The organism is Micromonospora sp. WMMC415 (genome assembly GCF_009707425.1).
In the GTDB taxonomy this organism is placed as follows: Bacteria; Actinomycetota; Actinomycetes; order Mycobacteriales; family Micromonosporaceae; genus Micromonospora.
On sequence record NZ_CP046104.1, the window covers coordinates 186,064 to 210,472 of the forward strand.

Annotated in this window: 26 protein-coding genes; 10 read left to right on the forward strand and 16 right to left on the reverse strand. The window is 74.7% G+C overall.

Going from position 1 to position 24,409, the window contains the following annotated elements; all coding sequences use genetic code 11:
• The first annotated feature begins 49 nt into the window (after nt 1-49).
• Complete coding sequence (locus GKC29_RS00885; RefSeq protein ID WP_155329002.1) at nt 50-679, forward strand: 5-formyltetrahydrofolate cyclo-ligase; 630 nt, start codon at nt 50-52, stop codon at nt 677-679.
• A gap of 118 nt (nt 680-797) precedes the next feature.
• Nucleotides 798-1,142, forward strand: coding sequence for an FmdB family zinc ribbon protein (locus tag GKC29_RS00890; RefSeq protein WP_155329003.1), 345 nt, complete (start codon nt 798-800; stop codon nt 1,140-1,142).
• A 66-nt stretch (nt 1,143-1,208) separates the two neighbouring features.
• Here GKC29_RS00890 and GKC29_RS29430 read toward each other — a convergent pair whose 3' ends face one another.
• Complete coding sequence (locus GKC29_RS29430; RefSeq protein ID WP_196255778.1) at nt 1,209-1,385, reverse strand: hypothetical protein; 177 nt, start codon at nt 1,383-1,385, stop codon at nt 1,209-1,211.
• Nucleotides 1,386-1,655: 270 nt separating this feature from the next.
• Between GKC29_RS29430 and GKC29_RS00895 the strand changes: the two genes are divergently transcribed.
• On the forward strand, nt 1,656-1,988 hold the full coding sequence (locus tag GKC29_RS00895; RefSeq protein WP_155329004.1) for a hypothetical protein: 333 nt from the start codon (nt 1,656-1,658) through the stop codon (nt 1,986-1,988).
• A gap of 95 nt (nt 1,989-2,083) precedes the next feature.
• Here the strand turns inward: GKC29_RS00895 and GKC29_RS00900 are convergent, their stop codons facing one another.
• Nucleotides 2,084-2,566, reverse strand: coding sequence for a DUF2231 domain-containing protein (locus GKC29_RS00900; RefSeq protein ID WP_155329005.1), 483 nt, complete (start codon nt 2,564-2,566; stop codon nt 2,084-2,086).
• A 197-nt stretch (nt 2,567-2,763) separates the two neighbouring features.
• Here GKC29_RS00900 and GKC29_RS00905 point away from each other — a divergent pair, with 197 nt between their 5' ends.
• Together GKC29_RS00905 and GKC29_RS00910 are read left to right on the forward strand one after the other, a co-directional pair.
• A complete protein-coding gene (locus GKC29_RS00905; protein WP_155329006.1) occupies nt 2,764-3,192 on the forward strand; it encodes a Fur family transcriptional regulator in 429 nt (142 codons plus the stop codon).
• A gap of 44 nt (nt 3,193-3,236) precedes the next feature.
• Nucleotides 3,237-4,100 carry an oxygenase MpaB family protein gene (locus GKC29_RS00910; protein WP_155329007.1) on the forward strand — a complete coding sequence of 288 codons (864 nt, stop codon included), beginning with the start codon at nt 3,237-3,239 and terminating at the stop codon, nt 4,098-4,100.
• A gap of 185 nt (nt 4,101-4,285) precedes the next feature.
• Here GKC29_RS00910 and GKC29_RS00915 read toward each other — a convergent pair whose 3' ends face one another.
• From GKC29_RS00915 to GKC29_RS00960, 11 genes are all read right to left on the reverse strand, one after another.
• Nucleotides 4,286-5,194: a PD-(D/E)XK nuclease family protein gene (locus GKC29_RS00915; RefSeq protein ID WP_155329008.1), complete on the reverse strand. Its 909-nt coding sequence runs from the start codon at nt 5,192-5,194 to the stop codon at nt 4,286-4,288.
• A 31-nt stretch (nt 5,195-5,225) separates the two neighbouring features.
• Nucleotides 5,226-5,840 carry a MarC family protein gene (locus GKC29_RS00920; RefSeq protein WP_155329009.1) on the reverse strand — a complete coding sequence of 205 codons (615 nt, stop codon included), beginning with the start codon at nt 5,838-5,840 and terminating at the stop codon, nt 5,226-5,228.
• 40 nt (nt 5,841-5,880) lie between these two features.
• On the reverse strand, nt 5,881-6,735 hold the full coding sequence (locus tag GKC29_RS00925) for a PHP domain-containing protein (RefSeq protein ID WP_155329010.1): 855 nt from the start codon (nt 6,733-6,735) through the stop codon (nt 5,881-5,883).
• A 34-nt stretch (nt 6,736-6,769) separates the two neighbouring features.
• A complete protein-coding gene (locus tag GKC29_RS00930) occupies nt 6,770-7,960 on the reverse strand; it encodes a hypothetical protein (RefSeq protein WP_230688867.1) in 1,191 nt (396 codons plus the stop codon).
• A 53-nt stretch (nt 7,961-8,013) separates the two neighbouring features.
• Nucleotides 8,014-8,817, reverse strand: a complete 804-nt coding sequence (locus GKC29_RS29740; RefSeq protein WP_230688868.1) for a SigE family RNA polymerase sigma factor — start codon at nt 8,815-8,817, stop codon at nt 8,014-8,016.
• A gap of 82 nt (nt 8,818-8,899) precedes the next feature.
• Entirely contained in the window at nt 8,900-9,775 is an 876-nt protein-coding gene (locus GKC29_RS00940) for a PH domain-containing protein (RefSeq protein WP_155329012.1), read from the reverse strand.
• 6 nt (nt 9,776-9,781) lie between these two features.
• Nucleotides 9,782-9,940 (reverse strand): hypothetical protein, encoded by a 159-nt coding sequence (locus GKC29_RS29435; protein WP_168004014.1) that lies wholly within the window; start codon nt 9,938-9,940, stop codon nt 9,782-9,784.
• A gap of 115 nt (nt 9,941-10,055) precedes the next feature.
• On the reverse strand, nt 10,056-10,754 hold the full coding sequence (locus GKC29_RS00945; RefSeq protein ID WP_370463291.1) for a DUF6758 family protein: 699 nt from the start codon (nt 10,752-10,754) through the stop codon (nt 10,056-10,058).
• A 72-nt stretch (nt 10,755-10,826) separates the two neighbouring features.
• Nucleotides 10,827-11,450: an RNA methyltransferase gene (locus tag GKC29_RS00950; protein ID WP_155329013.1), complete on the reverse strand. Its 624-nt coding sequence runs from the start codon at nt 11,448-11,450 to the stop codon at nt 10,827-10,829.
• Between the two features lie 34 nt (nt 11,451-11,484).
• On the reverse strand, nt 11,485-12,051 hold the full coding sequence (locus GKC29_RS00955) for a hypothetical protein (RefSeq protein ID WP_196255779.1): 567 nt from the start codon (nt 12,049-12,051) through the stop codon (nt 11,485-11,487).
• 135 nt (nt 12,052-12,186) lie between these two features.
• Nucleotides 12,187-12,702 (reverse strand): MaoC family dehydratase, encoded by a 516-nt coding sequence (locus tag GKC29_RS00960; RefSeq protein ID WP_155329015.1) that lies wholly within the window; start codon nt 12,700-12,702, stop codon nt 12,187-12,189.
• Nucleotides 12,703-13,253: 551 nt separating this feature from the next.
• Here GKC29_RS00960 and trxA point away from each other — a divergent pair.
• The gene (gene trxA, locus GKC29_RS00965) at nt 13,254-13,616 is read left to right on the forward strand and encodes a thioredoxin (RefSeq protein ID WP_155329016.1); all 363 of its coding nucleotides are present in this window, start codon (nt 13,254-13,256) and stop codon (nt 13,614-13,616) included.
• A 64-nt stretch (nt 13,617-13,680) separates the two neighbouring features.
• Here trxA and GKC29_RS00970 read toward each other — a convergent pair whose 3' ends face one another.
• The 3 genes from GKC29_RS00970 to GKC29_RS29745 all read right to left on the reverse strand — a co-directional run bounded on the left by GKC29_RS00970 (nt 13,681) and on the right by GKC29_RS29745 (nt 18,016).
• Nucleotides 13,681-15,150 (reverse strand): GTPase domain-containing protein, encoded by a 1,470-nt coding sequence (locus tag GKC29_RS00970; protein WP_155329017.1) that lies wholly within the window; start codon nt 15,148-15,150, stop codon nt 13,681-13,683.
• A complete protein-coding gene (locus GKC29_RS00975; protein WP_155329018.1) occupies nt 15,147-17,000 on the reverse strand; it encodes a dynamin family protein in 1,854 nt (617 codons plus the stop codon). The genes GKC29_RS00970 and GKC29_RS00975 overlap by 4 nt, the downstream gene beginning before the upstream one ends.
• A 113-nt stretch (nt 17,001-17,113) precedes the next feature.
• The gene (locus tag GKC29_RS29745) at nt 17,114-18,016 is read right to left on the reverse strand and encodes an IniB N-terminal domain-containing protein (protein WP_155329019.1); all 903 of its coding nucleotides are present in this window, start codon (nt 18,014-18,016) and stop codon (nt 17,114-17,116) included.
• A gap of 294 nt (nt 18,017-18,310) precedes the next feature.
• On the opposite strand from GKC29_RS29745, the gene GKC29_RS00985 reads away from it, so the two are divergent.
• The 4 genes from GKC29_RS00985 to GKC29_RS01000 are packed head-to-tail and all read left to right on the forward strand — an operon-like array spanning nt 18,311 to nt 24,363.
• On the forward strand, nt 18,311-19,573 hold the full coding sequence (locus GKC29_RS00985) for an Hsp70 family protein (RefSeq protein WP_155329020.1): 1,263 nt from the start codon (nt 18,311-18,313) through the stop codon (nt 19,571-19,573).
• Between the two features lie 11 nt (nt 19,574-19,584).
• On the forward strand, nt 19,585-22,131 hold the full coding sequence (locus GKC29_RS00990) for a helix-turn-helix transcriptional regulator (protein ID WP_155329021.1): 2,547 nt from the start codon (nt 19,585-19,587) through the stop codon (nt 22,129-22,131).
• A complete protein-coding gene (locus GKC29_RS00995; protein ID WP_155329022.1) occupies nt 22,128-24,008 on the forward strand; it encodes a nitrate- and nitrite sensing domain-containing protein in 1,881 nt (626 codons plus the stop codon). The genes GKC29_RS00990 and GKC29_RS00995 overlap by 4 nt, the downstream gene beginning before the upstream one ends.
• Entirely contained in the window at nt 23,986-24,363 is a 378-nt protein-coding gene (locus GKC29_RS01000; protein ID WP_155329023.1) for a DUF742 domain-containing protein, read from the forward strand. Before GKC29_RS00995 ends, GKC29_RS01000 begins: the two co-directional genes overlap by 23 nt.
• The last annotated feature ends 46 nt before the right edge of the window (nt 24,364-24,409 follow it).

The following is a 24,409-nucleotide window of genomic DNA, read 5'->3' on the forward strand; positions in this document are numbered from 1 at the left end:
ATGCTGACACAGAGCCACCACATGACCAGCGTTGCGTCAGGAGTGTTGCGTGCCGGATTTTTCTGATGGAGCGGAAGTGACCCCTGATGCGAAGCGCGAGGCGCGGGCCGCGCTGCTCACCCGCCGCCGGACGCTGACCGATCCGGAGCTGATCGCCGCCGCCGGGCGCGTCCAGGCCGAGCTGGTGGCCCTGGTACGCCGGCTGCGCCCGCGCCGGATGACCGCGTACGTGCCGGTGGCCTCCGAGCCGGGTGGCCCGGACCTGCCGGCGGTGCTGCAGGCGGCGCTGCCGACGGGCGCCGAACTGCTGCTGCCGGTGCTACGCGACGACCTCGACCTGGACTGGGCGCCGTGGGCCGGGCCGGACGCGCTGGTGGCCGCCGGGCGGGGGATGCGGGAGCCGACCTGGCCCCGGCTGGGCGTGACCGCCGTGGCCGAGGCCGAGCTGGTGGTGGTGCCGGCGCTGGCGGTGGACCGGCGGGGCGTGCGGCTGGGCCGGGGCGGCGGCTCGTACGACCGCGCTCTCGCCCGCGTCCCGTCGACCGCGTTGACCGTGGTGCCACTGCACGACGGCGAACTGGTCGACGAGTTGCCCGCCGAGGCGCACGACCGCCCGGTCCGCGCGGTGGTCACCCCGGTCGGCGGCCTGCGTACGCTGGACGCCGCCCCGCCGGCGTGACCGGGCGCGGGCGGGTGTCGCGCCCCACACTTCCGCTGGACGAATCCGGGGCGATGACGCACCATTGGCACTCGAAGACGTCGAGTGCCAACCGGCCGCGCCAGAACCGGAGGAGAACGTGCCCACGTACCAGTACGCCTGCACCGCGTGCGGTCACCAGCTCGAGGCGGTGCAGTCCTTCTCTGACGAGCCGTTGACCGAGTGCCCGACGTGCGAGGGTCGGCTGCGGAAGCTGTTCAACTCCGTCGGCATCGTGTTCAAGGGCTCGGGCTTCTACCGCACCGACTCCCGCTCGTCCGGCTCCGACCCGGGCAGCGGCACCTCCGCCAGCAAGCCCGCCGCGGGCAGCGACTCGGGCTCGTCGTCCAGCTCGTCCACGTCCACGTCGACGTCCTCGTCGTCGAACGGCTCCTCCGGCAGCACCACCAAGGCCCCGGCCGCGAGCAGCGCCAGCTCCTCCTGAGATGTAAGGAAGGGCCCCCTGTTAACGCCTCGCGTTGTACAGGGGGCCCTTCTTAACGCCTGACGGTCAGTCCCAGTGCGGCGGGCGCTGCTCCAGCAGCCAGTCGTCGTTGCCGCCGGAGCGCTCGCCCCAGCCGCGGTCCGTGTCGTCGGTGGTCTGCTCGGGCAGCATCACGAAGTCGTCGTCGCTCAGGTCGACGAGCCGGTCGTCGTCGCCGCGCGTCGCGGGGTCCTCGGTGCTCACGAGCGGCAAGACTAGCGCAGCGGGGTGTCCCCGCCGGTGCGCCGACCCGGAGGCCGGGCCCGTGCACGATCCGGAGGCGGGGGCCCGTGCGCCCAGACCCGGAGGCCAGGCCCCCGTGCGCCGACCCGGAGGCCGGGCCCCGTGCACGATCCGGAGGGCGACGGCGCGCGGCGGTGCGCCGGCCGGGCCGTACGGCGTCCGTGTGCCGATCCGGGGGCGACCGCGCGCGCCGGGCGTCGGACGGCCGGTGCGTTGGTAGCGTCGGACGGCGTGACGACCCCCGGCAGCTCCCCGGACGACTACTGGCGGCGGCCCGGCCCGGGCGCCGACGGTCCGCCCCCGGACCAGACCGGCCCGGCACCGCAGCAGCCGGCACCGGCCGGCGGGTACGCCGGTCCCCCGCCCACCACCCCGCCCCCGAGCGGCTGGCGGCCGCCCCTGCACGTGCAGCCACCACCGCCCCGGCGGCTGCCCCCGCAGGACATGGCCGAGCTCGACCTCGCCGAGCAGCGGGCGCAGCGACTCACCTGGGCGGTGGGTGCCGTGGCCGGGGTGCTGCTCCTGGTGCTGATGTGCCTGCTCTGCTCGCGGCTGGTCCTCTGACGCCACGTCGGCGTGCCGGGTCCGCGGGCGGAGCCGTGTCAGCGCGTGCCAGGTCCGGGCGGAGCCGTGTCAGCGCGTGCCGGGTGCGAGGGGCGTCAGAGCGTGTTGCCCCAGACGGCCTCGGCGCCGCTGTGCCCGGTGAGGTAGACGTACACGAGGCTCGCGCCGGCCAGCACGACCACCACCACCGACAGCGCCGGCGTCACCCAGAACGGTAGTTTCGGGACGCGCGGGTGGCCGCTGGTCACCACGAGCAGCACGACGGCGGCGATGGCCAGCGGCAGCACGTACCGGAACGTGAGGTCGCCGTACCGGGAGTGCTCGAAGATCTGGTCGACGATCGGCCCCTGGAGCCCGCGGGCCACGAACACGTCGGTCAACTCCTCGCCGGATTGCACCGCCACCCACGCGGTGATCGGCGCCGCCACCGCCAGCAGCACGATCGCCCAGTCGATGCGGGACCGGAACCGGGGCAGCGCCACGTACGCGATCGACAGCAGCGCGAGCAGGGGTACGAACACGACCACCGCGTGCACCACCAGCGCATGCGCCGGTAGACCCAGGATCTCCTTGAACATCGGCACCTCCGGCAGGGAGCGATCGCGGGACGCCAGCCTACGGTGCACCGGTCCGCCCGCCCAGGACTCTCACCGGGGCTACACGCGCGCCTCGTCCGACCGGTTCACAGTGTTTCCGGAAACTTCCCGGCTGTGGTCGGGGCCACCCGGCTCCGGGCTCGGTTGTCGACTCACCTGCCGCGTGCTGTCATTGGCACATGTCCGCTGGTGAGGAGCTGCTCCGGTCGAAGGGCCTTCGGGTCACCCGGCCGCGCCTCGCCGTCCTCGACGTGCTCGCCGCCGGCGGCCACCTGGAGGTGGACGAGATCACCCGGCGGGTCCGGGAGCGCCTCGACTCCGTCTCCACCCAGGCGGTGTACGACGTGCTGGGTGCGCTGTCCCGGGCCGGGCTGTCCCGCCGGATCGAGCCCGCCGGCAGCCCCGCCCGCTACGAGGCGCGCGTCGGCGACAACCACCACCACGTGGTCTGCCGGGGCTGCGGCGAGATCGCCGACGTCGACTGCACCGTCGGCAGCGCCCCCTGCCTCGACCCGCACACCGCCCACGGCTTCGAGGTGGACGAGGCGGAAGTGACCTTCTGGGGTCTCTGCCCCTCCTGCCAGGCCCGGCGCTCCGCGGACGAGTGACCGCACGCCCGGCCGGGCGCTCCCGGTCGTGGCACTCTTGATCCGTGGACTCCGACGACGTAGGCCTCTTCGGCCCGGGTTCGGTCACCTGGAAGGTGCACGAGGAGCCGGTCCTGATCGTCGCCGGCCTGCGCTCGCTCTACCTGCAGGCCCTGCACCCGAGGGCGATGGCCGGGGTGGCGCAGAACAGCAACTACCGCTCGGACGCCTGGGGCCGCCTGGTCCGCACCGCCACCTACGTGGGGACCACGATCTACGGCACGACCGCCGAGGCGGAGGAGGCCGGGCGGCGGCTGCGCCGACTGCACGACCGGATGCGCGCCACCGACCCGCTGACCGGTGAGGAGTTCCGGATCGACGACCCCGACCTGCTGCGGTGGGTGCACGTCACCGAGGTGGAGTCGTTCCTCGACACCGCACGCCGGGCCGGGGTGCCGTTGAGCGCCGGGGAGATCGACGGGTACTACACCGAGCAGCGGCGGGCGGCCGCCCTGGTGGGGCTTGCCCCGGAGACCGTTCCGGGGACGGCGGCCGAGGTGGCCGCGTATTACCGCACGGTCCGGCCCGAGCTGCGGATGACCCGCGAGGCGGCCGAGACCGCCTTGTTCCTCACCGCCCCGCCGCTGCCGTGGAAGCTCAGCCTGCCGGCCCGGCTCGGGCTCACCCTGGGGCCGCCCCGCTGGGCGTACCTCGGCATCGCCGGGACGGCGCTCGCGCTGTTGCCGGCCTGGGCCCGGCGGATGTACGGCGGGCTGGGCCTGCCGACCACCGCGCTCTCCGCCGACCTGACCGTACGCGCGCTGCGGCTGGCGTTGGCGGCGGTGCCCCGCCGGTGGCGGGAGGGGCCGATGCCGCAGGCCGCCAGGGAGCGGGCCGCCCGGCTGGCCGGCGCACCGCTGCCGGGCTGATCCGCTGCCCGGTCCGGGGCGGCCTGGGCCGGCCGGACGGGGTCGCGAGCACGGGGACGGCCGGCTCGGCACGTCCCCGACTCGGGATGCGGCAGACCGCGGGCTTCCCGAAGCCGGGACACCGCACTTCGCCGTGACCCGCGACAGGCCCCGCCGTTGACGGCGCCCCGACCCGCGGCGGGGCGTCAGGACTGGCCGACGCCGCTCTCGACGGCGGCCCAGGGGTCCTTGCCCGGCGTCTCCGCCCCGACCGGGCAGGTGCGTCGGTAGTCGCACCAGCCGCAGCGCGGCCCCGGCGTGGTGGGGAAGGCCTCGTCCGGGTCGCCGCCGTCGGCCACCGCACGCTCGGCGGCCATGATGTCCCGGGCGGTCTCCTCGGCGCGGCCGACCTGCCGGGCGAGCGACTCCGTGGTGTGCTCGTGCGCGGCGACCGTGCCGGTCGGCAGGTGGTGCAGCTCCACCCGGTGGCAGGGGCGGCGGAAGGTCCGCTCGGCCGCGTACGCGTAGAGCGCCAGCGCCTGCGAGCCGCGCGCGTCGTCGGCGTCCAGCCCGGCGCGGCCGGTCTTGTAGTCCACGATGACCAGCTCCGGGCCGGCCGGCCCCGGGCGGGAGTCGATGCGGTCGGCGCGGCCGTTGAACGCCAGCACGCCGGTCTTCACGGCGACCACCCGTTCCACACCGATCGGGTCGGTGTCGGGGTCGAGCGTCGCCACGTACGCCTCGAGCCAGCCCAGCGCCCGTCGGTAGGCGGCCCGTTCCTGCTCGTCGTCCCGGTAGCCGTCGCGGACCCAGGTGCCCTTGAGCAGCGTGGCCAGCACCTCCGGGTGGCGGCGCTCGGCGGGCAGCGCGTACCAGTTCTTCAGTGCGGTGTGGACACTGGCGCCGAGCGAGTTGTGCGCCCAGGGTGGCCCCTTCGGCGGGGCCGGCCGGTCCACGTAGGAGTAGCGGTAGCGCCGGGGACAGTCGGCGTACGCCCCGAGCTTGCTGGGCGTGCAGACGAACAGCCGCTCGGGCATGCCCTCGAAGCCGAGCTGCTCGGGCTCGGCGCCCCGGGGGCGCGGCGGGGAGGTGGAAGGTCGGCCGGGTCGTCGCACACCGCGATCCTGCCACCCCGCCCCGACAGGATCAGGCCATGGTCGTGTACTGGCTGACGAACGCGGCCACCGCGTCGGCGATGAGCTGCACCGCGATCGCGGCCAGCAGCAGGCCGGCGATGCGGGTCAGCACCTCGATGCCGCCGGGGCGCAGGATCTTGACAATTCCGCCGGAGAAGCGCAGCACCACCCAGACCGCGAGCATCACCGCGACGATGGCGGCCGCGATGGCGGTGTGGTCGGCCGTGCCCTCGGCCTGCTGGACGAAGAGCATCGTGGCCACGATCGCGCCGGGGCCGGCGAGGAGCGGGGTGCCCAGCGGCACCAGGGCGATGTTGGAGGTGACCTGCTGGCTGGGGTCGTCCGCCTTGCCGGTCAGCAGCTCCAGGGCGACGAGCACGAGCAGCAGGCCGCCGGCGGCCTGGAGCGCGGGCAGGTCCACGTGCAGGTAGTCGAGCAGGGTCTGTCCGGCCACCGCGAAGATCACGATCACGCCGAGCGCCAGCGCCACGGCCTGCCAGGCCGCCCGGTTCCGGTCCCGGGCCGGCAGCGGCCCGGTCAGCGCGAGGAAGATGGGCATCATGCCCGGCGGGTCGACGATCACCAGCAGGGTCACGAAGACCTCGCCGAAGAGCTTGAGATCCACCCGACCAACCTAGCCGCGCCGTCCGGAGCGGAAACGCGGATCAGCCGGAAGCGACCGCCGTCACTCCGGCGGCGGCGATCCGCTCGTACGCCTCGACGTCGGTGGTGAACGCGCCCAGCCGGACCGTCTTGTGGCTGCCGTGGAAGTCCGACGATCCGGTGACCAGCAGGCCCAGCTCGGCGGCGAGGGCGCGGACGTGCGCCCGCTCCGCCGGCGAGTGGTCCTCGTGGTCGGCCTCCAGCCCCACCAGTCCGGCCGCGGCGAGATCCGCGATCAGCTCGTCGGGCACGATCCGTCCCCGCCGGGTGGCGCGCGGGTGGGCGAAGACCGGGACGCCCCCGGCCGCGAGCACCAGCCGGACCGCGTCGAAGACCTCGATGTCCTCCTTCGGCAGCCGGTACCGCTCGCCCAACCAGTCCGGGCCGAACGCCTCGGTCGTGGTCGCGACCAGCCCGGCCCGGATGAGCGCCTGGGCGATGTGCGGCCGGCCGACCGTCCCGCCGCCCGCCCCGGCGAGAATCTCGGACCAGCTCACCTCGATGCCGTCGGCCTGGAGCAGGCGGACGATCCGCTCGCCGCGCTCCTCCCGGGCGAGGCGTACCCGGGCCAGCTCCGCGACCAGGTCCGGGTGGTCCGGGTCGAAGAGGTACGCGAGCAGGTGCAGCGGCACGGCGGGCTCCTCGCCGTACCACCGGCAGGACAGCTCCGCGCCGCGAACCAGGCGCAGCCCGGGCGGCAGCGCGCGGACGGCGGGCTCCCAGCCGGCGGTGGTGTCGTGGTCGGTGATCGCGAGCACGTCGAGGCCGGCGTCCGCCGCCGCGCGGACCAGCTCGGCGGGGGTGAGGGTGCCGTCGCTGGCGGTGGAGTGGGCGTGCAGGTCGATCCGCGTGCTCATCGCCTGAAGCTACCGGGCGAGCGGATCGGTCCGCTCAGAAGCCGATGCCGGCGACCGGCAGCGGACGGACGTCGGCGGGTACGCCGGCCAGCGGTTGGGTCGGCACCGCCTGCCCGGCCAGGACCGGCTCGGGATCGACCCGGGCGAGGCGGTTGCCGTCGACCACGTGGACGGCCACGTCCGCTGTCCAGACGGCGGGCCCGGTCAGGGGCGGCCCGGCCGGACGGGTCACCGGCGCGCCTTCCATCCGGTCCAGGTCCACCAGGAGGGCGGTGGCCTCGCCGTTCACCAGCAACCAGCGCCCGTCGGGGGACACCGTGCCACGGCCGTCGCCGGCGAGCGCGGGACCGCAGCCGCTTCGCACCACGGTCAGCGCCCTGGCCGGGTCGAGCAGCGCGAGACAGGGGCGGCCGGGCGTACCGGCGAGAACCTGCCCGACGACCAGCCCGTCCGGGCGTACGCCGTAGATGTGGCGCGCGCCCGCGCCGGCCTCCGTCGTCGTCTCGCCGGTCACCGGGTCCCAGACGCCGTGGCCGCCGCGCTGCGCGTGCAGCCGCAGCAGGACCTCGTCGCCGACGAAGCCGACCGGCGCCGCCCCGGCCGGCAGGGAGTGCCGGGCCACGGTCATGACCTGGTTGTTGACGATGCTTCCCTTGACCAGCTCGCCGCCCTCCCGCCAGGCGACCAGGCGCGCGTCCCGGGACAGCGCGATCTCGGCCGCGCCGGCCAGCAGCACCTGCGCGACCCCGTTCGGCCGCACGACCCACAGCGAGCGGCCGGCCGGCGTCGGGGTCCCGACGAGCAGCCACCCGGCGTCGGGCGAGCGTTGGGCACGCTCGACGGCTCCCACCCCGGTCAGCCTCACCTGCCGCGCGGCGGTCGTGACGAGCACGTCGTCGACGATCAGGTCGACCGCCGCCGGCTCGGCCGGGGCGGGGAGCGGGAGCGCGGGGGTCGGGGCGGACCGCCCGGAGTCCTCGGGATCACCCAGGACGACGACGGCGGGACCGGGGACGGAGGGATCGCGGGCGAGCTGCGTCAGCCCCGCGCTGGCGGTCACCGTGGTGACCGCGGCGAGGGCGAGGCCGACGGCCGTGCGGCGGCGCTGCGCCCGCCGGGCCCGCCGGATGGCGACGTCGGCGTGGTCAGCGCCGAGCAGGCGCGGCTCGGCGACCTGCCGGGTGAGGGTCTCCCGCACCGCCTGCTCCAGCTCGTCCCGCGTCACGCCTGTTGGACGCGCCGGGGGCGCGGTCCGGTTGTCACGAGGACGGGCTGCGCTCACCGGTCCTCCGTGCGCGGCGCGCCGGCGCCCGCACGGCGGCCGGTCGGTGCTCCCACCGGCACCGGCGGCTCCTCGGTCACCGCTGGCGGGACGGGTGCTGTCCCGCCGATGACCGTCGGCTCACCCGGCCGCTCGTCGACCGGACGGGCCGGCACGCCGGTGCGCGGGGCCGGCACGCCGGTGCGCGGGGCCGGCACGCCGGTGCGCGGGGCCGGCACGCCGGTGCGCGGGGCCGGCACGCCGACAGGTGCCGGGGTACGGGTGGACCGCTGCCGCAGCGACGCCGGCTCGGCGGGAAGGTCGGCGGCGTCGACTCCCATCCGCCGCCGCAGGGTCGTCAGGGCACGGGAGGTCTGGCTCTTGACCGTGCCGGGCGAGATGTCGAGCAGGGCGGCGGTCTGGGCCTCGGACATGTCCTCGTAGAACCGCAGCACCAGCACCGCGCGCTGCCGGGCCGGGAGGGCGCTCAGGTGCCGCCAGAGCAGGTCCCGGTCAAGCTGCCGCTCGATCTCGTCGACCCCGGCCCGCTCGGGCAGCACATCGGTCGGGCGTTCACCGTGCCACCGCCGCCGCCACCAGCTGGTCGAGGTGTTGATCATCACGCGCCGGGCGTACGGTTCGACGGCCTCGATCCCGCCCAGCCGCTTCCAGGCCAGGTACGTCTTGGTCAGCGCGGTCTGGAGCAAATCCTCCGCGGTGGCCCAGTCACCGGCGAGCAGGTACGCGGTCCGCAGCAGCGCGCCCGAGCGGGCCGCGACGAACTCGCGGAACTCCTCCTCCCGCGGGTCCCTGCTCGCCACCGTCCACCTCCGTACCCCGTCCTGCCTGGCAGGCTCCCACGGAAAATGGTGTGCCGTTGATCCGATGTTCGGACAAAAACTTTCAGGCGCCGTCGTCGGCCTTGGCCTCGTCCGCTTCCTTGCCCAGCCGCGCCTCGACCGCCTGCGGCTCGTACATCTCCTCGACGACACGCAGGTAGAGCTCGTTCGGGTTGGGCAGGTTCTTGATCTCGCGCAGCGCCTGCTCCTGGCCGGCGGACTCCAGCACGAACGTGCCGTAGTTGAGCGCACGCCCGGCCGGCGTCTGCTCGTACTTCATGTCGGTGACCCGGACCAGGGGCATCATGGCCACCCGCCGGGTGATGATGCCGTTGACCACCATCACCCGCTTGTTGGTCAGGATGAAGCGGTCGTACCACCAGTCGGCGACCTTCCACGCCACCCAGCCCATCACCGCGAACCAGAGCAGCACCGCGACGGTGGTGAGGGCGCCCACGTCCTGCCCGGCGAGGAAGCCGGAGAGGTAGCCGAGCACGAAGGTGGCGGCGATGCCGATGAGCAGCGGCGTCGCGAGGTGGATCCAGTGCCGCTTCCACTCGCCCCGGTACCGCTCGGTGGGGAACAGGTAGCGGGCGACGAGGGAACTCGGCTCGTCCTCCAGGGGCAGCACCCGGCGCGGTGCCATGCCGGCCGCGTCCGCCCGCAGACCGGCCAGCTCGTCCTCGGAGATCTGGGGCGGCTGGTAGCCGGCTTCGGGATCACGGATCCACGCCCGGCCCGACCGCCCCTCACCCGCGTAGCCCGGACCGTCACCGAAGCCGGCGTCGTCCGAAAGGGAAGGGCCGTCGGACAGGCCCGGACCGGAGCCGTAGCCCGGCCCGTCGTCCGGGCCGATGCGGGGGATGGGCTCCGTGTCTCGCTCCCGGCGCTCCCGGTCTGGGTCGTCGGGGTCGAAGGGGGGACCGGAGGGGCTGCCCATCGACGGCTAGGCGACGAGGTTGGTGAAGAAGTCGCCGAACCCCTGGGCGATGTCCACGATGCCGCCGCCCAGGGACTTGAAGACGTCGGCGGCGGAGTTTGGCCGGTAGGCGATGAAGAAGATCAAGAATGCGATACCAGCCCAGGTGAGGACCTTCTTGACCATGGCGGGCCATCCTCTCGCGCGGCGCCGGGTCCGTCTACCGAAGCGGCACTCAGAGTATCAGCGTCGTGTCGTACAGTTATTCCTGCGTCCGTTCTCCGACATTCCGGGTGACTTGTCAAGCCTTCCCGTGCAGATACGGAGATGGTGCGCCGTAGACGAGTTCGGGTGGCATCCACTCGGTGAGGTCGCACAGGATGACGTCCTCGGCGAGCAGATGACCCGCACTCGCCGGCCAGGCTATCGCATGCAGCCACATTCCCCGAGCTTCGCCGGCGTACGCGCTTCGATCTGTCGGCGAGCTCACCAGCCACAGTGGAGTGGGGTGGCCGCCCACCCGGATCCTGGCCTGGCCGTGGTGCTCCGGATGCCCCGGCCCCGGATCGGTCAGCGCCTCCGCGAGCTGCGGACCCGGGTCGGGCCCGGTGATGCCGGCGAAGCGTGTCCCCAGCCCGACGCCCGGCTCCTCGGCCACGAAGACCAGGTCCGCCGGGCCGCCGCCGAGCGGCTCGGGCCCGGCGCAGGCGATCGCCGTGGCGCGCACCCCGGTCCGGTCGTCACCGGCGTACGCCACACCGGTCATCGTCCATCCCGGTGGCAGCGGCCACGGGCACCAGAGCGGGACCGCCGGCCGTTGCGGCGGGTCGGCGGCGGCGGTGACGCGGTCGACGACGCTGGCGACGATCTCCGCCCCGATGTGCTCCGGCACGTGCAGCGGCGGGACCGGCCCGCACAGGAGGCATCGCGACTCGGAGTGCATGAGGTCCGGCGGCCGGACCTCGCCGCCGCACCGGGGACAACTCACCGCGACGCTCACCACCCCACGGTCACCCCGTGGAGCGACCCCGTCAAGCGGAGCGGGCATTTCCGTTCACCTGGTGCCGACCGCTCAGGCTGGCGGCGGTCCGCCGTACGCGCGGACCCAGGCGTGCATGGCGATGCCGCTGGCCACGCCGGCGTTGATCGACCGGGTAGAGCCGTACTGGGCGATCGAGAAGAGCTCGTCACAGGCTGCGCGGGCGGCGTCGGAGAGACCCGGCCCCTCCTGGCCGAACAGCAGTACGCAGCGCCGGGGCAGCGTCGTGGTCTCCAGTGGCCGGGATCCGGGCAGGTTGTCGATGCCCACCACGGGCAGCCCCTCGCCGGCCGCCCAGGCCACGAAGTCCTCGATCGTCTCGTGGTGCCGTACGTGCTGGTAGCGGTCGGTCACCATCGCGCCCCGCCGGTTCCACCGGCGCCGGCCGACGATGTGGACCTCGGCGGCGAGGAACGCGTTGGCGTTGCGGACCACCGTGCCGATGTTGAGGTCGTGCTGCCAGTTCTCGATCGCCACATGGAAGTCGTGCCGGCGCCGGTCGAGGTCCGCCACCACCGCCTCCCGCCGCCAGTAGCGGTACCGGTCGACCACGTTGCGCCGGTCGCCGGTGGCGAGCAGTTCCGGGTCGTACCGCGGGTCGTCCGGCGGGTCGCCCTCCCACGGGCCCACACCGACGTCGAGCTGTTCACCGGTCACGGTCATAAGACGTTACGACCACCGCCGGGACGGGTCAGCGCAGGCCCAGCGCGTCGCCGAGCCGGTCGAGGAACCGGCGGTCGGCGGCACCGGGGAAGCGGTCCCCGCCCGGCTCCGCCCGGCACACGCGGGCCGCGACCGACTGCACCCACTGGCGGTACGCGGCCGAGTCGGCCGGGTCGGCGCGCCGCTGGAGCACCCGGGCCGCGGCCCGGGCGGCGGCCAGCAGGTCCACCAGGGCCTGCGTCGTCGCCCCGGGCGGCGCCGTCGACAAGGACCCCAGGTCGGCGAACCGGCCGGCCGACGGCGACGCGCCGTCGTGGCGGGCGTAGATCGCGGCCACCACGGCACGGACCAGGTCGCTGTCGAACGCCCGACCGGCCGCGACGGCGTCGAGCCCGGCCAGCCCGGCGGTGACCCCGCGTCCGGGGCGCCCCGGGCCCGGGGCGGCGGCGGCTACCACGACGCGGCCGGGCAGGGTGGTGAGCAGCTCCCACTCGGCGGTGGAGTAGACGGCGGTGGTCAGCGGTACGGCACGACGGCCGGCAGAGGACGGCTCTCCGGCGACGGAGTGGCTCATGGGGACCTCCGGCGTCAGCATATGCCCCGGTTCACCGGACAGGGCCCCTTCCATGCGCAAACGCCGGAATAGGCCGCCGGGCCGGGCGGCGTCACGCGCCCGGCCCGACCCGGTACGCCTGTCTCAGCACGGCTCGGGGAAGCTCGGCCGCCTGTCTCAGCGCGGCTCGGGGAAGCTCGGCCGCTCCGGGTCGACGCCCTCGGGTACCGCGGCCGCGGCGTACTCCTTCTTCGGCACCATGACCTTGCGCCGGAAGACGCACACCAGCGTGCCGTCCTGGTTGTAGCCGCGGGTCTCCACGGCCACCACGCCGCGGTCCGGCTTGGAGGACGACTCCCGCTTGTCCAGCACGGTGGTCTCGCCGTAGATCGTGTCGCCGTGGAACGTGGGGGCCACGTGGCGCAGGGACTCGATCTCCAGGTTCGCGATCGCCTTGCCGCTGACGTCCGGGACCGACATGCCGAGGAGGAGCGAGTAGATGTAATTGCCCACCACCACGTTCCGCTTGAACTGGCTGGACGTCTCGGCGTAGTGGGCGTCCATGTGCAGCGGGTGGTGGTTCATGGTGAGCAGGCAGAAGAGGTGGTCGTCGTACTCGGTGACCGTCTTGCCCGGCCAGTGCCGGTAGACCGCGCCGACCTCGAACTCCTCGTAGTAGCGGCCGAACTGCATCCTTGTCCCCTTCGACGGGCGGCGATGGAGTTCGGCACAGCATGCCTTATCGGGTGTTAAGGCGAGGAGCGGGGCGGTGGCGGCCGGGAAATGTCACACGGCGGCGACCTGGGGGGAGACGCAATGAGCGGCGGGGCCCTCCCCGGCACCCGCCGCCCACGCTCTGATGCGAGAGATTCTGCCCCACCCGACCATCCAACGGACAGAGACGGGGATCACATTTATCCTTTTGTAACACTACTCTCGGTCATCGAGATCAGTTGTGGGAGCGATCTCTGGCGCTGGGTACCAGCATGTCAGGCCTCAAGTTACCGATTCGTAACAGCCACCGGCCGCGATCTCCATGGAAACGCTCCCATTACCCCTCGTCACGCAAGTGCGGCATGCACTTGCGCTACGCACACTCACCCGCCACCGACGGCGGTCGATGATGGTGATCCACCCCGCCCGCGCCTTCCCGAGCCGTTTCAGCCCCTCTGGACCGGGAATTCGACGAGGTACGCCCTGGTTCCACCAGACGTAGCTATTCCGCGGTGATCGGAGAGATTCCCATGGCAACCGTTGAGCTGACCACGGCAAACTTCGACGAGGTGACCAGCCGCGACGGCATCGTGCTGGTCGACTTCTGGGCCGACTGGTGCGGCCCCTGCAAGCGGTTCGCCCCGGTCTACGAGCGCTCCTCGGACAAGCACCCCGACCTCGTCTTCGGGAAGGTCGACACCGAGGCCCAGCAGGAGCTGGCCGCGAAGTTCGACATCCGGTCCATCCCGACCATCATGGCGATCCGCGACGGCGTCATCGTCTTCGCGCAGCCGGGTGCGCTCCCCGAGTCGGCCCTGGAGAACCTGATCGAGCAGGTCGAGGGGCTCGACATGGACGACGTCCGCAAGAAGCTCGCCGAGCACAAGCACTGATCCACGCACCGACGACGGCCGGGCCCGCATGGGCCCGGCCGTTCCTCGTCACGCCAGGCGAGGATCACCGGCCGCCGGCGGCCAGGGTCGCCAACATCCCCTCGCAGCTCCGTACGACGACCTCGGCGCCACGCCGCTGCGGCAGGCGGAGCAGCGGATCCTCCGCCCGGTCCCGCCATCGCCACTGCGCGTCGGCCGCGGCCTGCCAGAGCTGGTGGGCCGGTGCGTCGTGCTCGAAGCCGAGCCGGGCGGCCAGCCCGACTCCGTCGCCGCCCACCAGCCGACGCGCCTCCGCGGCCAGTTCCGTGTCGAAGCCGAGCCCGGCGCCGCGCAGCGCCGCGAGCAGGCGCAACTCCTGGAACTCGTGCGCCCCGGCGAGAATCCGCTCGGTCGAGCCGAGCAGCTCAGCGGTACCGGGACCCGGCTCGTCCCGCAGCACCTCCTCCAGCCCGACCAGCGCCGAGCGCGCCTTCAGCGTCTCCTGCCGGTCGATGAAGAGCCGGCTCACGGACTCCCGCAGCTCGGTCAGGCCGCTACGCCGGATCAGCTCCCCGGACAGCTTGGTCCGGCTGTCGCAACCCGTACGTACCAGGGTCGTCGCCAGCCGGACCCCGAAGAGCCCCAAGCGGTCCAGCAGCGCGGCGCGCTGCGCGGCGTCCACGCGTGCCGGCGGCTCCCCGCGGAGGAACCGCTCGGCGGAGAGCAGGTACGCCTCCAGCTCGGGCCGTGGAACGCGGGCCAACTCCGCCAGCGCGGCGAACTCGGACCCGGTGAGCAGCCGCCCGGCCAGCCCGACCAGACCGCTGCAGGCCAGCACGGTCAGGGACAGCGCCCCGACCGCCGGGTCCCGGTGCATCCGCCGGGCCAGCTGGCGGGCGGTCAGCAACGCGTCGACGCGTCCGCCGCCGACCTCGTCGGCACGGGACAGCACCAGCATCATGTTCACCGGGGCGACCTGCCCGGTGGCGCTCTCCCGGGCGGCGGTCAGCACGCGCAGGTCGGAGGCGCGCCCGTCGCGGGTCAGGTAGAGCACCGCGTCGGCGTCGCGCAGCACCCGGTCCAGCACCGTCGCCCGACCGTGCTCGTCCGGACCGGTTACCGGCGGCGTGTCGATCAGGGTGAGCTGCCGCAGCGCCCGGGTGGGCCAGCGGACCACGATGTCCCGCAGCTCCCCCGCCCGCCAGCCGACCAGGTCCACCCGCATCCCGGTCGCGGACTTGACGACGGTCAGGTCCCGCGGCGGATGGCCGGTCGGGTACGCGGTGGCGCGCGGGCGGTCGCCGTCCTCGTACCAGGTGAAGAAGGTGTCGCCGTCCGCTCCCTCGACGGGCGCGACCTCCTCGCCCATGATCGCGTTGAGGAGCGTGGACCGGCCGGACCGCCACGGCCCGGCGATCGCCACCCGCAACGGCTGCTCCAACCGGGCCAGCTCGCCGCGCAGGCGGCCGGTTGCCCGGGGGTCGTCCCGGTAGAGCTGGAGCGCGCGGTGCAGGAGACCCCACACCTCCTCCACCAGGGTGGTCGCGGCCGTCACGTCAGGTTTTCCAGTGGTACGGAGGCCGGCCGCCCCACGGCGAGCTGCTGGGCCTGCTCGTAGAGCGCGGCCAGCCGGGTGATCTTCAGCCGGATCTCGCGCTGCCGCTGGTCGCGGGCCGCCGCGTCGGTGTCGGCCGCCGCCTTGGCGCTCCGAAGCGAGCGGATGATTCCCTCCTGGAGCTCCTCGGTCAGGACGGCGAAGTGGTCCCGCAGCATCCGCTGCACCTGGCGGGCGGTGTCGCGGCGGTCCCGGGTGGCGCGGACGAAGAAGTCGTCGACGTGCCGCTGCACGGCGGCCTTGACGGTGGACTGGCGGCGGCGGAGCAGTTGCCGGCTCTCGTCGTGGATGCTCTTGCCACCGAACAGCGCACCGGCGCCGATCGAAACCGGGTTGATCATCGGCATCCCGGCCAGCGTCAACGCCAGGCCGAACATCAGCAGGCCGCCGTACGAGCCCTTCATCCCCGTCATGACCTTCTGGGTGGCGGTGAACCGGTCGACCCGGGGACGCTCCATCTCGGGGAGCCGTTCCGCGAGGTGCTCCGGCACCACGGCGGACCAGGGCGGCAGAACGTCGTGGCCGTACCGGGCGAAGTGGGCCGCCACGCGGCGGGCGACCCAGTCGCAGCGCTGGACGAGCCACTCCCGGTTCGACTCCGCCGCCTCGACGAGGCTGCGGTCCAGCCACTCCTGGAAGGTGTCCCAGGCGGTCAGGGGGTCGGCGGAGTCGAACGCCTCGTCGACCGTACGCAGGATTTCGCGGGTGCGGTCACGCAGGTCGTACTCGAGGTCGGAGATGAGATCGGTCATCTCGTCGGCGAGCGTGTTCTGCCATCGCGTGGAGCACCGGCGCAGCTCGTCCACCTCACGCTGGGCGGCGTGCAGCCGGGAGATCGGCCCGGTGTCCTTCTCGGCCTCCCGGCTCTCCAGTTCCGCGCGCAGCGGCGCGGCGAGCTGTTCCAGGACCGTACGCGCGGTCAGGCCGACCGCCGCGCGGGCCAGCGGGTCCGGCTTGCCGGCCAGGTCCCGTCGCAGCCGGGCGATCAGCGCCGGAAAGCCGGACTCGGCGTTGAGGGCGTGGTCGTCGGTGGCGGCGGCCCGCAGGCGCAACGCGGCCGAGACGGGGATCAGCGGCGCCGGGACGCCGGCCTCCGCCAGGTGCTTCCGGTTCCGCTCGGCGACGGCACGCCAGTCCGGCACCAGATCCGTCCGGGTCTGGATCACCACCACGTTCGGATGCGACCGGGTGACGTGCAGCAGCATGTTGAGTTCGGCGACGGACAGCTCCCGGGTCGAGTCGGAGACCAGGAGCACGGTGTCGGCCCGGGCCAGCGTGGCAGCCGGGACGCCCGCGCCGATCGCGGTCACCTCGTCGGTGCCGGGCGTGTCCACCAGCACCAGTCCCGCCTTGAGCAGGGCGCGCGGCAGTCCGATCTCGACGTGCGCGGGCCCGCTTCCGGCGTGCCGGCCGAACGTGCCGGCAACCCCGGCGGCGATCCGGTCCAGCGGCACCGGCGTCCGCTCGGCGTTCGCCGGTACGGGACCGACCGCCGGCCGCACGGGGGCGGGATCCTCGACCACCGTCGCCACCGGCGCCTCCGCGTACCCCACCATGGTCGGCAGGACGGTCGTGGCACCGTCGCCGACGGGGCACACCGGAGCGTTGACGATGGCGTTGACGAGTTGGCTCTTGCCCTGCTTCGGCTCACCGACGACCAGCACGCGAAGCGTCGGATCCAGCAACTGGACCCGCTTCCGGCGCACCGTCTGGAGCAGGTCACCCCGGCCGTACGCCTGACACGTACGGCCGATCTCGTCCAGGATGTCCAGCCAGATCCCCGCGACCACGCAACAAGTGTGCTGATTTAAACGTAATTATCAAGAGGGATCGGATAGGGCCGGGTGGAGGGCCGGGCCGGGATGGGTGACCCGGCCCTCCGTTCCCCTCCCGCGAGGTGCGGTCAGAGCAGCCCACCGGTGATGTCCAGCAGGCCGCCGTTGCCGGAGGCGCTCGCGCCGCCGGTCGCGTCCCCGTCACTCCGCAGGTTCAGGCCGACACCGTCGGTCACGCCACCCACGGTGCCGGTGGCCCCAAACAGGACACCGTCCACCGGCTGTGCGACACCGCCCACGGTGGACGGAACGTCGACCGACGACACCACGCCGGACACGGCGCGGTCCACGCCGAGCCCCTCCAGGGTGTCGTCGACGCCGAGCGACCCGACGACGCCGTCGATCTGCGCCTGGGTGCCGGGAAGGACGCCCAGGTCGCCGCCGAGCAGCCCGTCGCCGTACTGCCCGTACTCGGCGGTGCCGAGAGTGCCGTCGACGCCGCCCACGGTGCCCGTGGCGTCCCCGACGACCGGGTCCGCGACGGTGTCCACGGCGCCGACGACGTCGGCGTCCAGGGTGTGCGTCACGTCGTGCACGCCGGTCAGGTCGGTGGTGAGGCCGGTCGGCCCCACGCCCAGGCCGATCCCGGGCAGCACGTTCACGCCGGCGGACACGGTGGCCGGGTCGACCGCGATGGCGCCGAGGACACCCGCCTTGACGTCCACGCCGTTGTACGAGGTGCCGACGCTGATCTGCTGCGTCACGGCCTGCAACTGGCCGACCACGTCGGTCGCGTCGGTCACCAGCGGGTCGACCCCGAGCTGCTCGGTCGTCATCGCGAGCGGCACCAGACCCTGCACCGGGGCGTAGTCCACCACCAGCGGCACCACGTCCTGGACGTCGGCGGCGGTGATGTCGGTGAGGCCCGCAGCCTGCAGCGCACCCTCCGGGTCCAGGTCGAAGGCCGCCCGGGCGTCGGGGTCGGTGAGCAGGTTGAGTACGAAATCGTGCAGGGTCTGGTGCGAGTCCATGGGCCCGTTCTCCTCGACGTAGCGGTCCAGCGATCGTTCGCCGGCAGCGACGATATGGACGGAAGCCGGCGTGGCACATCGGGGACCGGCCCGCAACCGGGCCCGCGGCGCGGGGGGCGCCGACGCTCCTCCGTTAGGGGGAATGGGGGATCCGGGACGGCCAGAGTTAGGGTCTCGACGCCGGAGTGATCTCTGGTACGAACGTAGGAGCCCCCGGGAGGTCACCGGGGTGGGCCGTCCGGTGCACGGGCACCGTCGCTGTCGGCCGGGCCAGCTCGCGCCGGAAAGAAGCGAATGTCGTACGTCCTGGGGATAGACATCGGAAACACGAACACAGTCGCCGCGGTCGCCCGGCGGCAGGGCGCGACGTGGGCCCGCCCGGAGACGGTCGTCCTGGACGGCAGGTCGACGACCGTGCCGTCGGTGCTGCACGTGTCGGTCGACGGAACGCTCACCGTCGGTGAACCCGACCCGCCGGACCCCGGCCGCACCGCACGGTGTTTCCTGCGCCGGGTCGGCGACGAGGTGCCCCTGCTCCTCGGCGGCGAGGCGTGGCCCCCGCACACGCTGACCGCCGCGCTCGCGGCGTGGGTGGTCGACCAGGTGGCCGGCGCGGAGGGCGGGCCCGCGGAGGCGCTGGTGTTCAGCCACCCGTCGAGCTGGGGCCCGCACCGACGGGACCTGCTGCAGTGGGCGCTGCGGGAGGTCGGCCTGCACCACGTGACGTTGCTGCCCCGCGCGGTGACCGTGGCGGAGAGCCACGCCGCCCGCGGCGTCGTGGACGGGACGGCCGCCGTCTACGCCCTCGGCGGCGAGACGTTCGAAGCGGCGCTGGTGCGGCGGACGCCGTACGGCACGTACGAGACGTTCGGCCGCCCGCAGGCGCTGGACACGGTCGGCGGCGTCGACTTCGACGAGGCGCTCGCCGAGCACGTACGGACCGTGCTCGCCCGGGACCTCGCCGCCGTCGACCCGCTCGACGCGCCGGTGGTCCTGCGTACCCTGCTGCCGCAGTGCGAACTGGCCAGGCGTGGCCTCAGCCTGGGCGACGAGGTGGACGTGCTGCTGGCCCTACCCGGCGGCACCCGCCGGGTGCCGGTGACCCGCCCGCAGTTCGAGACCATGATCCGGCCGGCCGTCCGGGCGACGGTCGACCTGCTGCTCCACGCCGTCCACTCCGCCGGACCGACCCCGGCCCAGCTCGACGGTGTCCTGCTAGCCGGGGGCTCCGCCCGGGTCCCGCTGATCGCCGACCTGCTCACCGCCGCCCTCGGGATCCCGGTCGAGGTGGAACCGGATCCCCACCACACGACCGCCGTCGGGGCGGCACTCGCCGCGTGTCAGGTGATCTCGCCGTCGCCGCGGCCCCCCACGCCACGGGAGACCCCTCCCGCCGCCACCCGGTACGCCGCCGAGGACGTCGGACCCCGGCGCGATGACCGCCACCCGGCGGTGCCGGACGAACCACCACCGCGCCCCCCGGTCCGGACCGCCCCGCTGGACCTGCCGAAGGCGTCCCGGCTCACCCGGATCAGGGCACGCGGACGCGAAGGATGACCATGATGATCATGAGCAGCACCCGCCCCTCGCGGCCGGTCCCGGGCACCGCCCCGCACGCCCTGCTCGAGACGGTCACCGCGGATCCCGACGGGCCGCTGGCGCTCGCGCTGAGCGCCCCGGCCGGCCACGGCAAGACCTTCCTCCTCCAGGAACTGGCCCGGATCCACCGGCAGGCCGGTCTCCCGGTGCTGACGTCCGTGCCCGACGCGGACACCCCGGTCGAGCCGGAGGCGATGCTCCTGATCGACGACGCCCACCTCCTCGACGCGCCCCGGGTGCACCGGCTGCGGGACCTCGCCGTCGCGGGCCACCGCCTGGTGGTCGCCCACCGGCCCTGGCCGCGCCGCGCCGAGCTGCTCCGGCTCACCGGCACGCTCCGACGGCCGGCGGCTCCGCTCCTGCCGTTCACGCCGGACCAGACCGCCGCCTGCCTCGGCGTCGAGCCCGGGCTGGACCGGCGGCCCGACCTCGCCGACTTCGTGCACCGGCAGACCGGGGGTGTGCCGCGGGACGTGGTGCGGCTGCGCCGCGCCCTGGCCGACGGGGAGCGGGGACCGGACGTCCCCAGCCAGCCGCCGCGGTCCGTCCTCCTGGAACTCGGCCCCGACCTGGCCGGCGTGAGCGCCGACGCCCGCCGGCTCCTGCTGGCTCTCGCCGCGGGCGTCACCCTGCCGGTGGACCTGCTGGGCGACCTGCTCGACCGTGGGCCGGATGCGGTGGACGAGCTGGTCGCCGAGACCGTGGCCGCCGGGCTCCTCGGCGCGGACCAGCAGATCACGCCCCTCGTCCGGCGGGCGGTCGTCGCGCTCTCCCCCACCGCCGACCGGGCGGCGGTGTGGCGCCGCCTGGCCGAGTCGCAGCTCGCGCGGGGCGGCCCGCTGCTTCCCCTGGTCCGCGCCATCGCCCCCGCCGGCGGCACGGCGGCGTGCCCGGCGCCGGTGCTGATCGCCGCAGCGGAGGAGGCCCTCGCCGGGGAGCCCGCCCTCGCCGCCGAGCTGTACGCGTCGGCCACGGCGGCCGGGCATCCCGCCGCCGCCCGGCAGGCGCTCGCCGCCGCCCTCGCCGGCGACCTCGACGCCGCCCTCCGGCTGGCCGACCGGCTGCTGGCGACCGCCGCCCCCACCGAGCGCGCGGAGGCGGCGCTGGTCGCCGCCACCGCGCTGGCCCACCGGGGCCAGGCGCGCCGCAGCGTCGAGCTGTACCGCTGGTCGGGGAGCCCGCCGTCGGCCGCGTTCGCCGCCGTCGGCGCGCTGGCCACCGGGCACCCCGACGCCGACGCGCCGACGTCCGGCGACACCGGCGCGCCACCCACCCTGCACGGCAGCGCCGCCCGGTTGCTGGCCGAGGGGGTACGCGCCAGCGTCGACGGCCCGCCCACCGCCGCCCTCTCCACGCTCGTGCAGGCCGCCGCGCTGCTGGAACCGGACGGCCGGGCGGTCCTCCTGCCGGACAGCCCGGCGGCACTCGCGGCGTTGACCGGGATGCACTGCGGTGAGCTGGACATCGCGGAGGGCGTCCTGCACCGTGCGGTGGCCAGCGGCGTCGGTGGGCCCCTGATGGTCCCCCGGCACCGGCTCCTGCAGGCGTGGATCGCGATGCTCCGGGGCCGTACGGTCGCCGCCGGCGGCGCGCTGGCCGAGATCGGGGCCGGTCGGGTCCTGGAGTCGAGGGATCTACTCTTCGCCACCGCCCTGGAACTGGGCGTCGCGCGGCGCAACAGCGACCTCGCCGGCCTCCAGCGGGGCTGGGGACGCGCGCTGGAGGCGGTCGTCCGGCACCCGGTCGACCTGTTCACCCTCCTGCCCCTCGGCGAGCTGGCCGTGGTCGCCGCCCGGCTCGGGGACCTGCCCCGGCTGGAGCCGTACCTGCGGGAGGCCCGCGAGCTGCTCGGCCGGCTGGGTGAGCCGCCACTGTGGAGCACACCGCTGCACTGGAGCGGGCTGCACGCGGCGATCCTCGCCGACCAGCCCGCGGTCGCCGACGAGCACGTCGCCGCGCTGCTCGCCACGGCTGACCGCAGCCGGTACGCGGCGGTGGTCGCCGCCGCCGGGGCGAGCTGGGTCGAGGTGCTGCGCGGGTCGGTCGACCCGGTGCGCGTGGAGGCGGCCGCCCGCGGGTTGCACGACGTGGGACTCCGCTGGGACGCCGCCCGGCTGGCCGGCCAGGCGGCGATCCGCACCGCCGACCGGAGGGCGATGACGACGCTGCTGGACTGCGCCCGGATGTTCCAGGAACGGCCGCCCACCCAGCGGGGCGGGCAGCCGTCGGCGACGGGTGGCGGGACGGACGCGGAGGGCGGCACCGCCGGCCCGCGGCACCGCCTCAGCGAACGCGAACAGGAGGTGGCGGAGCTCGTGGTCGCCGGGTTGACCTACCGCGAGATCGGGGACCGGCTCTTCATCTCGGCCAAGACCGTGGAGCATCACGTGGCCCGGATGCGGTCCCGGCTGAACTGCGCGAGCCGCGCCGAACTGCTGGCTCTGCTGCGGACCGCCGTGGCGGACCGGTCGAGCAGCGCCGGCGCCGGGTTCTGGCCGGAGCGGAGGACGCGATGAGCCCGACCCAGGACCGCGCGATCCGTACGCGCCTGCTCGCCCTGGCGGCCGTGCTGCTCGTCCTCTGGTCGTACGCCGCCTACCTGACCAGCCGGGACACCGCCGACATGCTCCGGGTCCGGGCCCTCGCCGGGGGCCTCGGGCAGCCGGCCGACCGGCTGATCCTCGCCCTGCAGGCCGAGCGCCGGCTCACCGTCGGCGCGATCGCCCGTGGCGAGCCACCGGTCACCCTCGCCGACGTCCGCGCCGGCACGGACCGGGCGGTCACCGGGGTGGAGACCGGTCGGGACACGCTCAGCCTCCGGCTGCTCGGCGGCGGCGAGGCCCGGGACCGGGCCGGCGACCTCGCCGGCCGGCTGCGCGACCTGGCCGACCTCCGGTCCCGGATCGATGCCGGACGGGTCCGGTGGGCCGACGCGGCCGCCGGCTACGACGGACTGGTCGACGCCGCGTTCGCGGTCTACGGGCCGGTGTGGAGCACGCGGGACAGCAACCTGGCGGCCGAGACCCGTGCCGTGGTCGCCCTGGCCCGTGCCCGCGAACTGCTCGCCCGGCAGGACGCCGTGCTCACCGGCGCGCTGGCCGGCGGGCTCTCCCCCGAGGACCGCCGGCACCTGGCCGGGCTCGTGGCCGTCCAGCGGCACGCCCGCGCCGAGGCGGCCGCACACCTTCCCGCCGACGGGCGGGACGACTACCGGCGGCTGGTGGAGAGCCCGCGGTTCCTCGGCCTACTGCTGGCGGAGGACCGGCTGACCGGTGCCGGCGCGCCGCCCACCGAGGAGGCCTGGCGGTCCGGCGTCGAGCCGGCTCTCGGCGGGCTCGACGAGCTGGCGCGGAGCACGGCCCGGCGCAGCGTCGAGCGGGCCGGCGTGGACGCCGCCGTCGCGCTCGGGTGGGCCGGTGCCGTGGTGGGGCTCGGGCTGATCACCGTGCTCGGCGTGCTCTGGGGCTGGGCCCGGGCCGTACGCCCGCTGACCCGGCCCGCGTCCGGCGTGGCCGCGGCCCCCGGGGAGCTGTTCCTCCAGCTCACCCGGCGCAACCAGGCCCTCCTGCGGGCGCAGCTCGACCTGCTCGACGAGATGGAGCGACGTGATCGCGCCCCGGAGGACTCGGCCGACCTCTTCCGCCTGGACCACCTCGCGACCCGGATCCGGCGGAACGTGGAGAAGCTGGTCACCCTGGCCGGTGGGACGCCGGCCCGGCGGTGGCGGCGGCCGGTGCCGCTGCTGGACGTGGCGCGGGGCGCGATGGCCGAGGTGCCCGACTACGAGCGGGTGCTGGTCGCGCCGCACTGGCCGTGGGAACTGGCGGGACCGGCCGCCACCGACGTCGTGCACCTGCTGGCCGAACTGATCGAGAACGCCCTCGCCTTCTCGCCCGCGAACACCACGGTACGGGTCACCGGCGTCCCCGCCGGCCCGGGTTGCCAGGTCGTCGTCGCCGACGACGGGCCGGGCCTGCCGCCCGAGCTGCGGGCGGAACTGGAGGGCCTGCTGGCCGATCCCCCGCCGGACGTCCCACCCGGACGGGCGGGTCTGTACGCCGCCGCCCGCCTCGCCGCCCGCTGCGGCGCCACGATCTCCCTGCGCCCCGGCCGACGCGGGGGCACCGAGGCCGTCGTAGGCCTCCCCGCGTCCCTGGTGACGCTGGTCGGCGCACCCGCCGGGTCGAACGGACGCGTACCGCGCCCGGCCGACCGGGTCGGCGCGCCGGACCAGCCGCCGGGTCGGGTCCAGCCGTCCGAGCAGCCGTCGGCCGGGCCCGCGACCGTCGAGATCCCCGCCGCGACGGCGGGCGGACCGACCAACCCGGCGTACGTCGCGCCGGCTCCCGCGGCCACGAACGGAGAGACCGGTGGACCACTCCGGAGACCGTGAGGAGGCGTGGTACGACGACGACGCCGGGCCGGTCGCGCGCCCGTACACGGTGACCCGCGGCCGGACCGCGCCGGTGGGACGGTTCGATCTGATCGCCCTGGTCGTGACCCGGCCCGGTGCGGTCGTGCCGGGCGGGCTCTTCCCGGAACACCGGGAGATCCTGCGGCGCTGCCGGCAGCCCCTCTCGGTGGCGGAGGTGGGCGCGGCGCTCGACCTGCCGGTCGGCGCCGTCCGGGTACTGCTCGGTGACCTGGTGGAGGCCGGCCTGGTCGAGACGCGGGAACCGTCCTCGCCCGGCGAACGGCCGTCCATGGAACTGCTCACCGCGCTGCTCGCCGGACTTCGCTCCCTGTGACCGCGGACGACGACGGAGCCGGCCCGGGTGGGTGGGACGCCTCCGG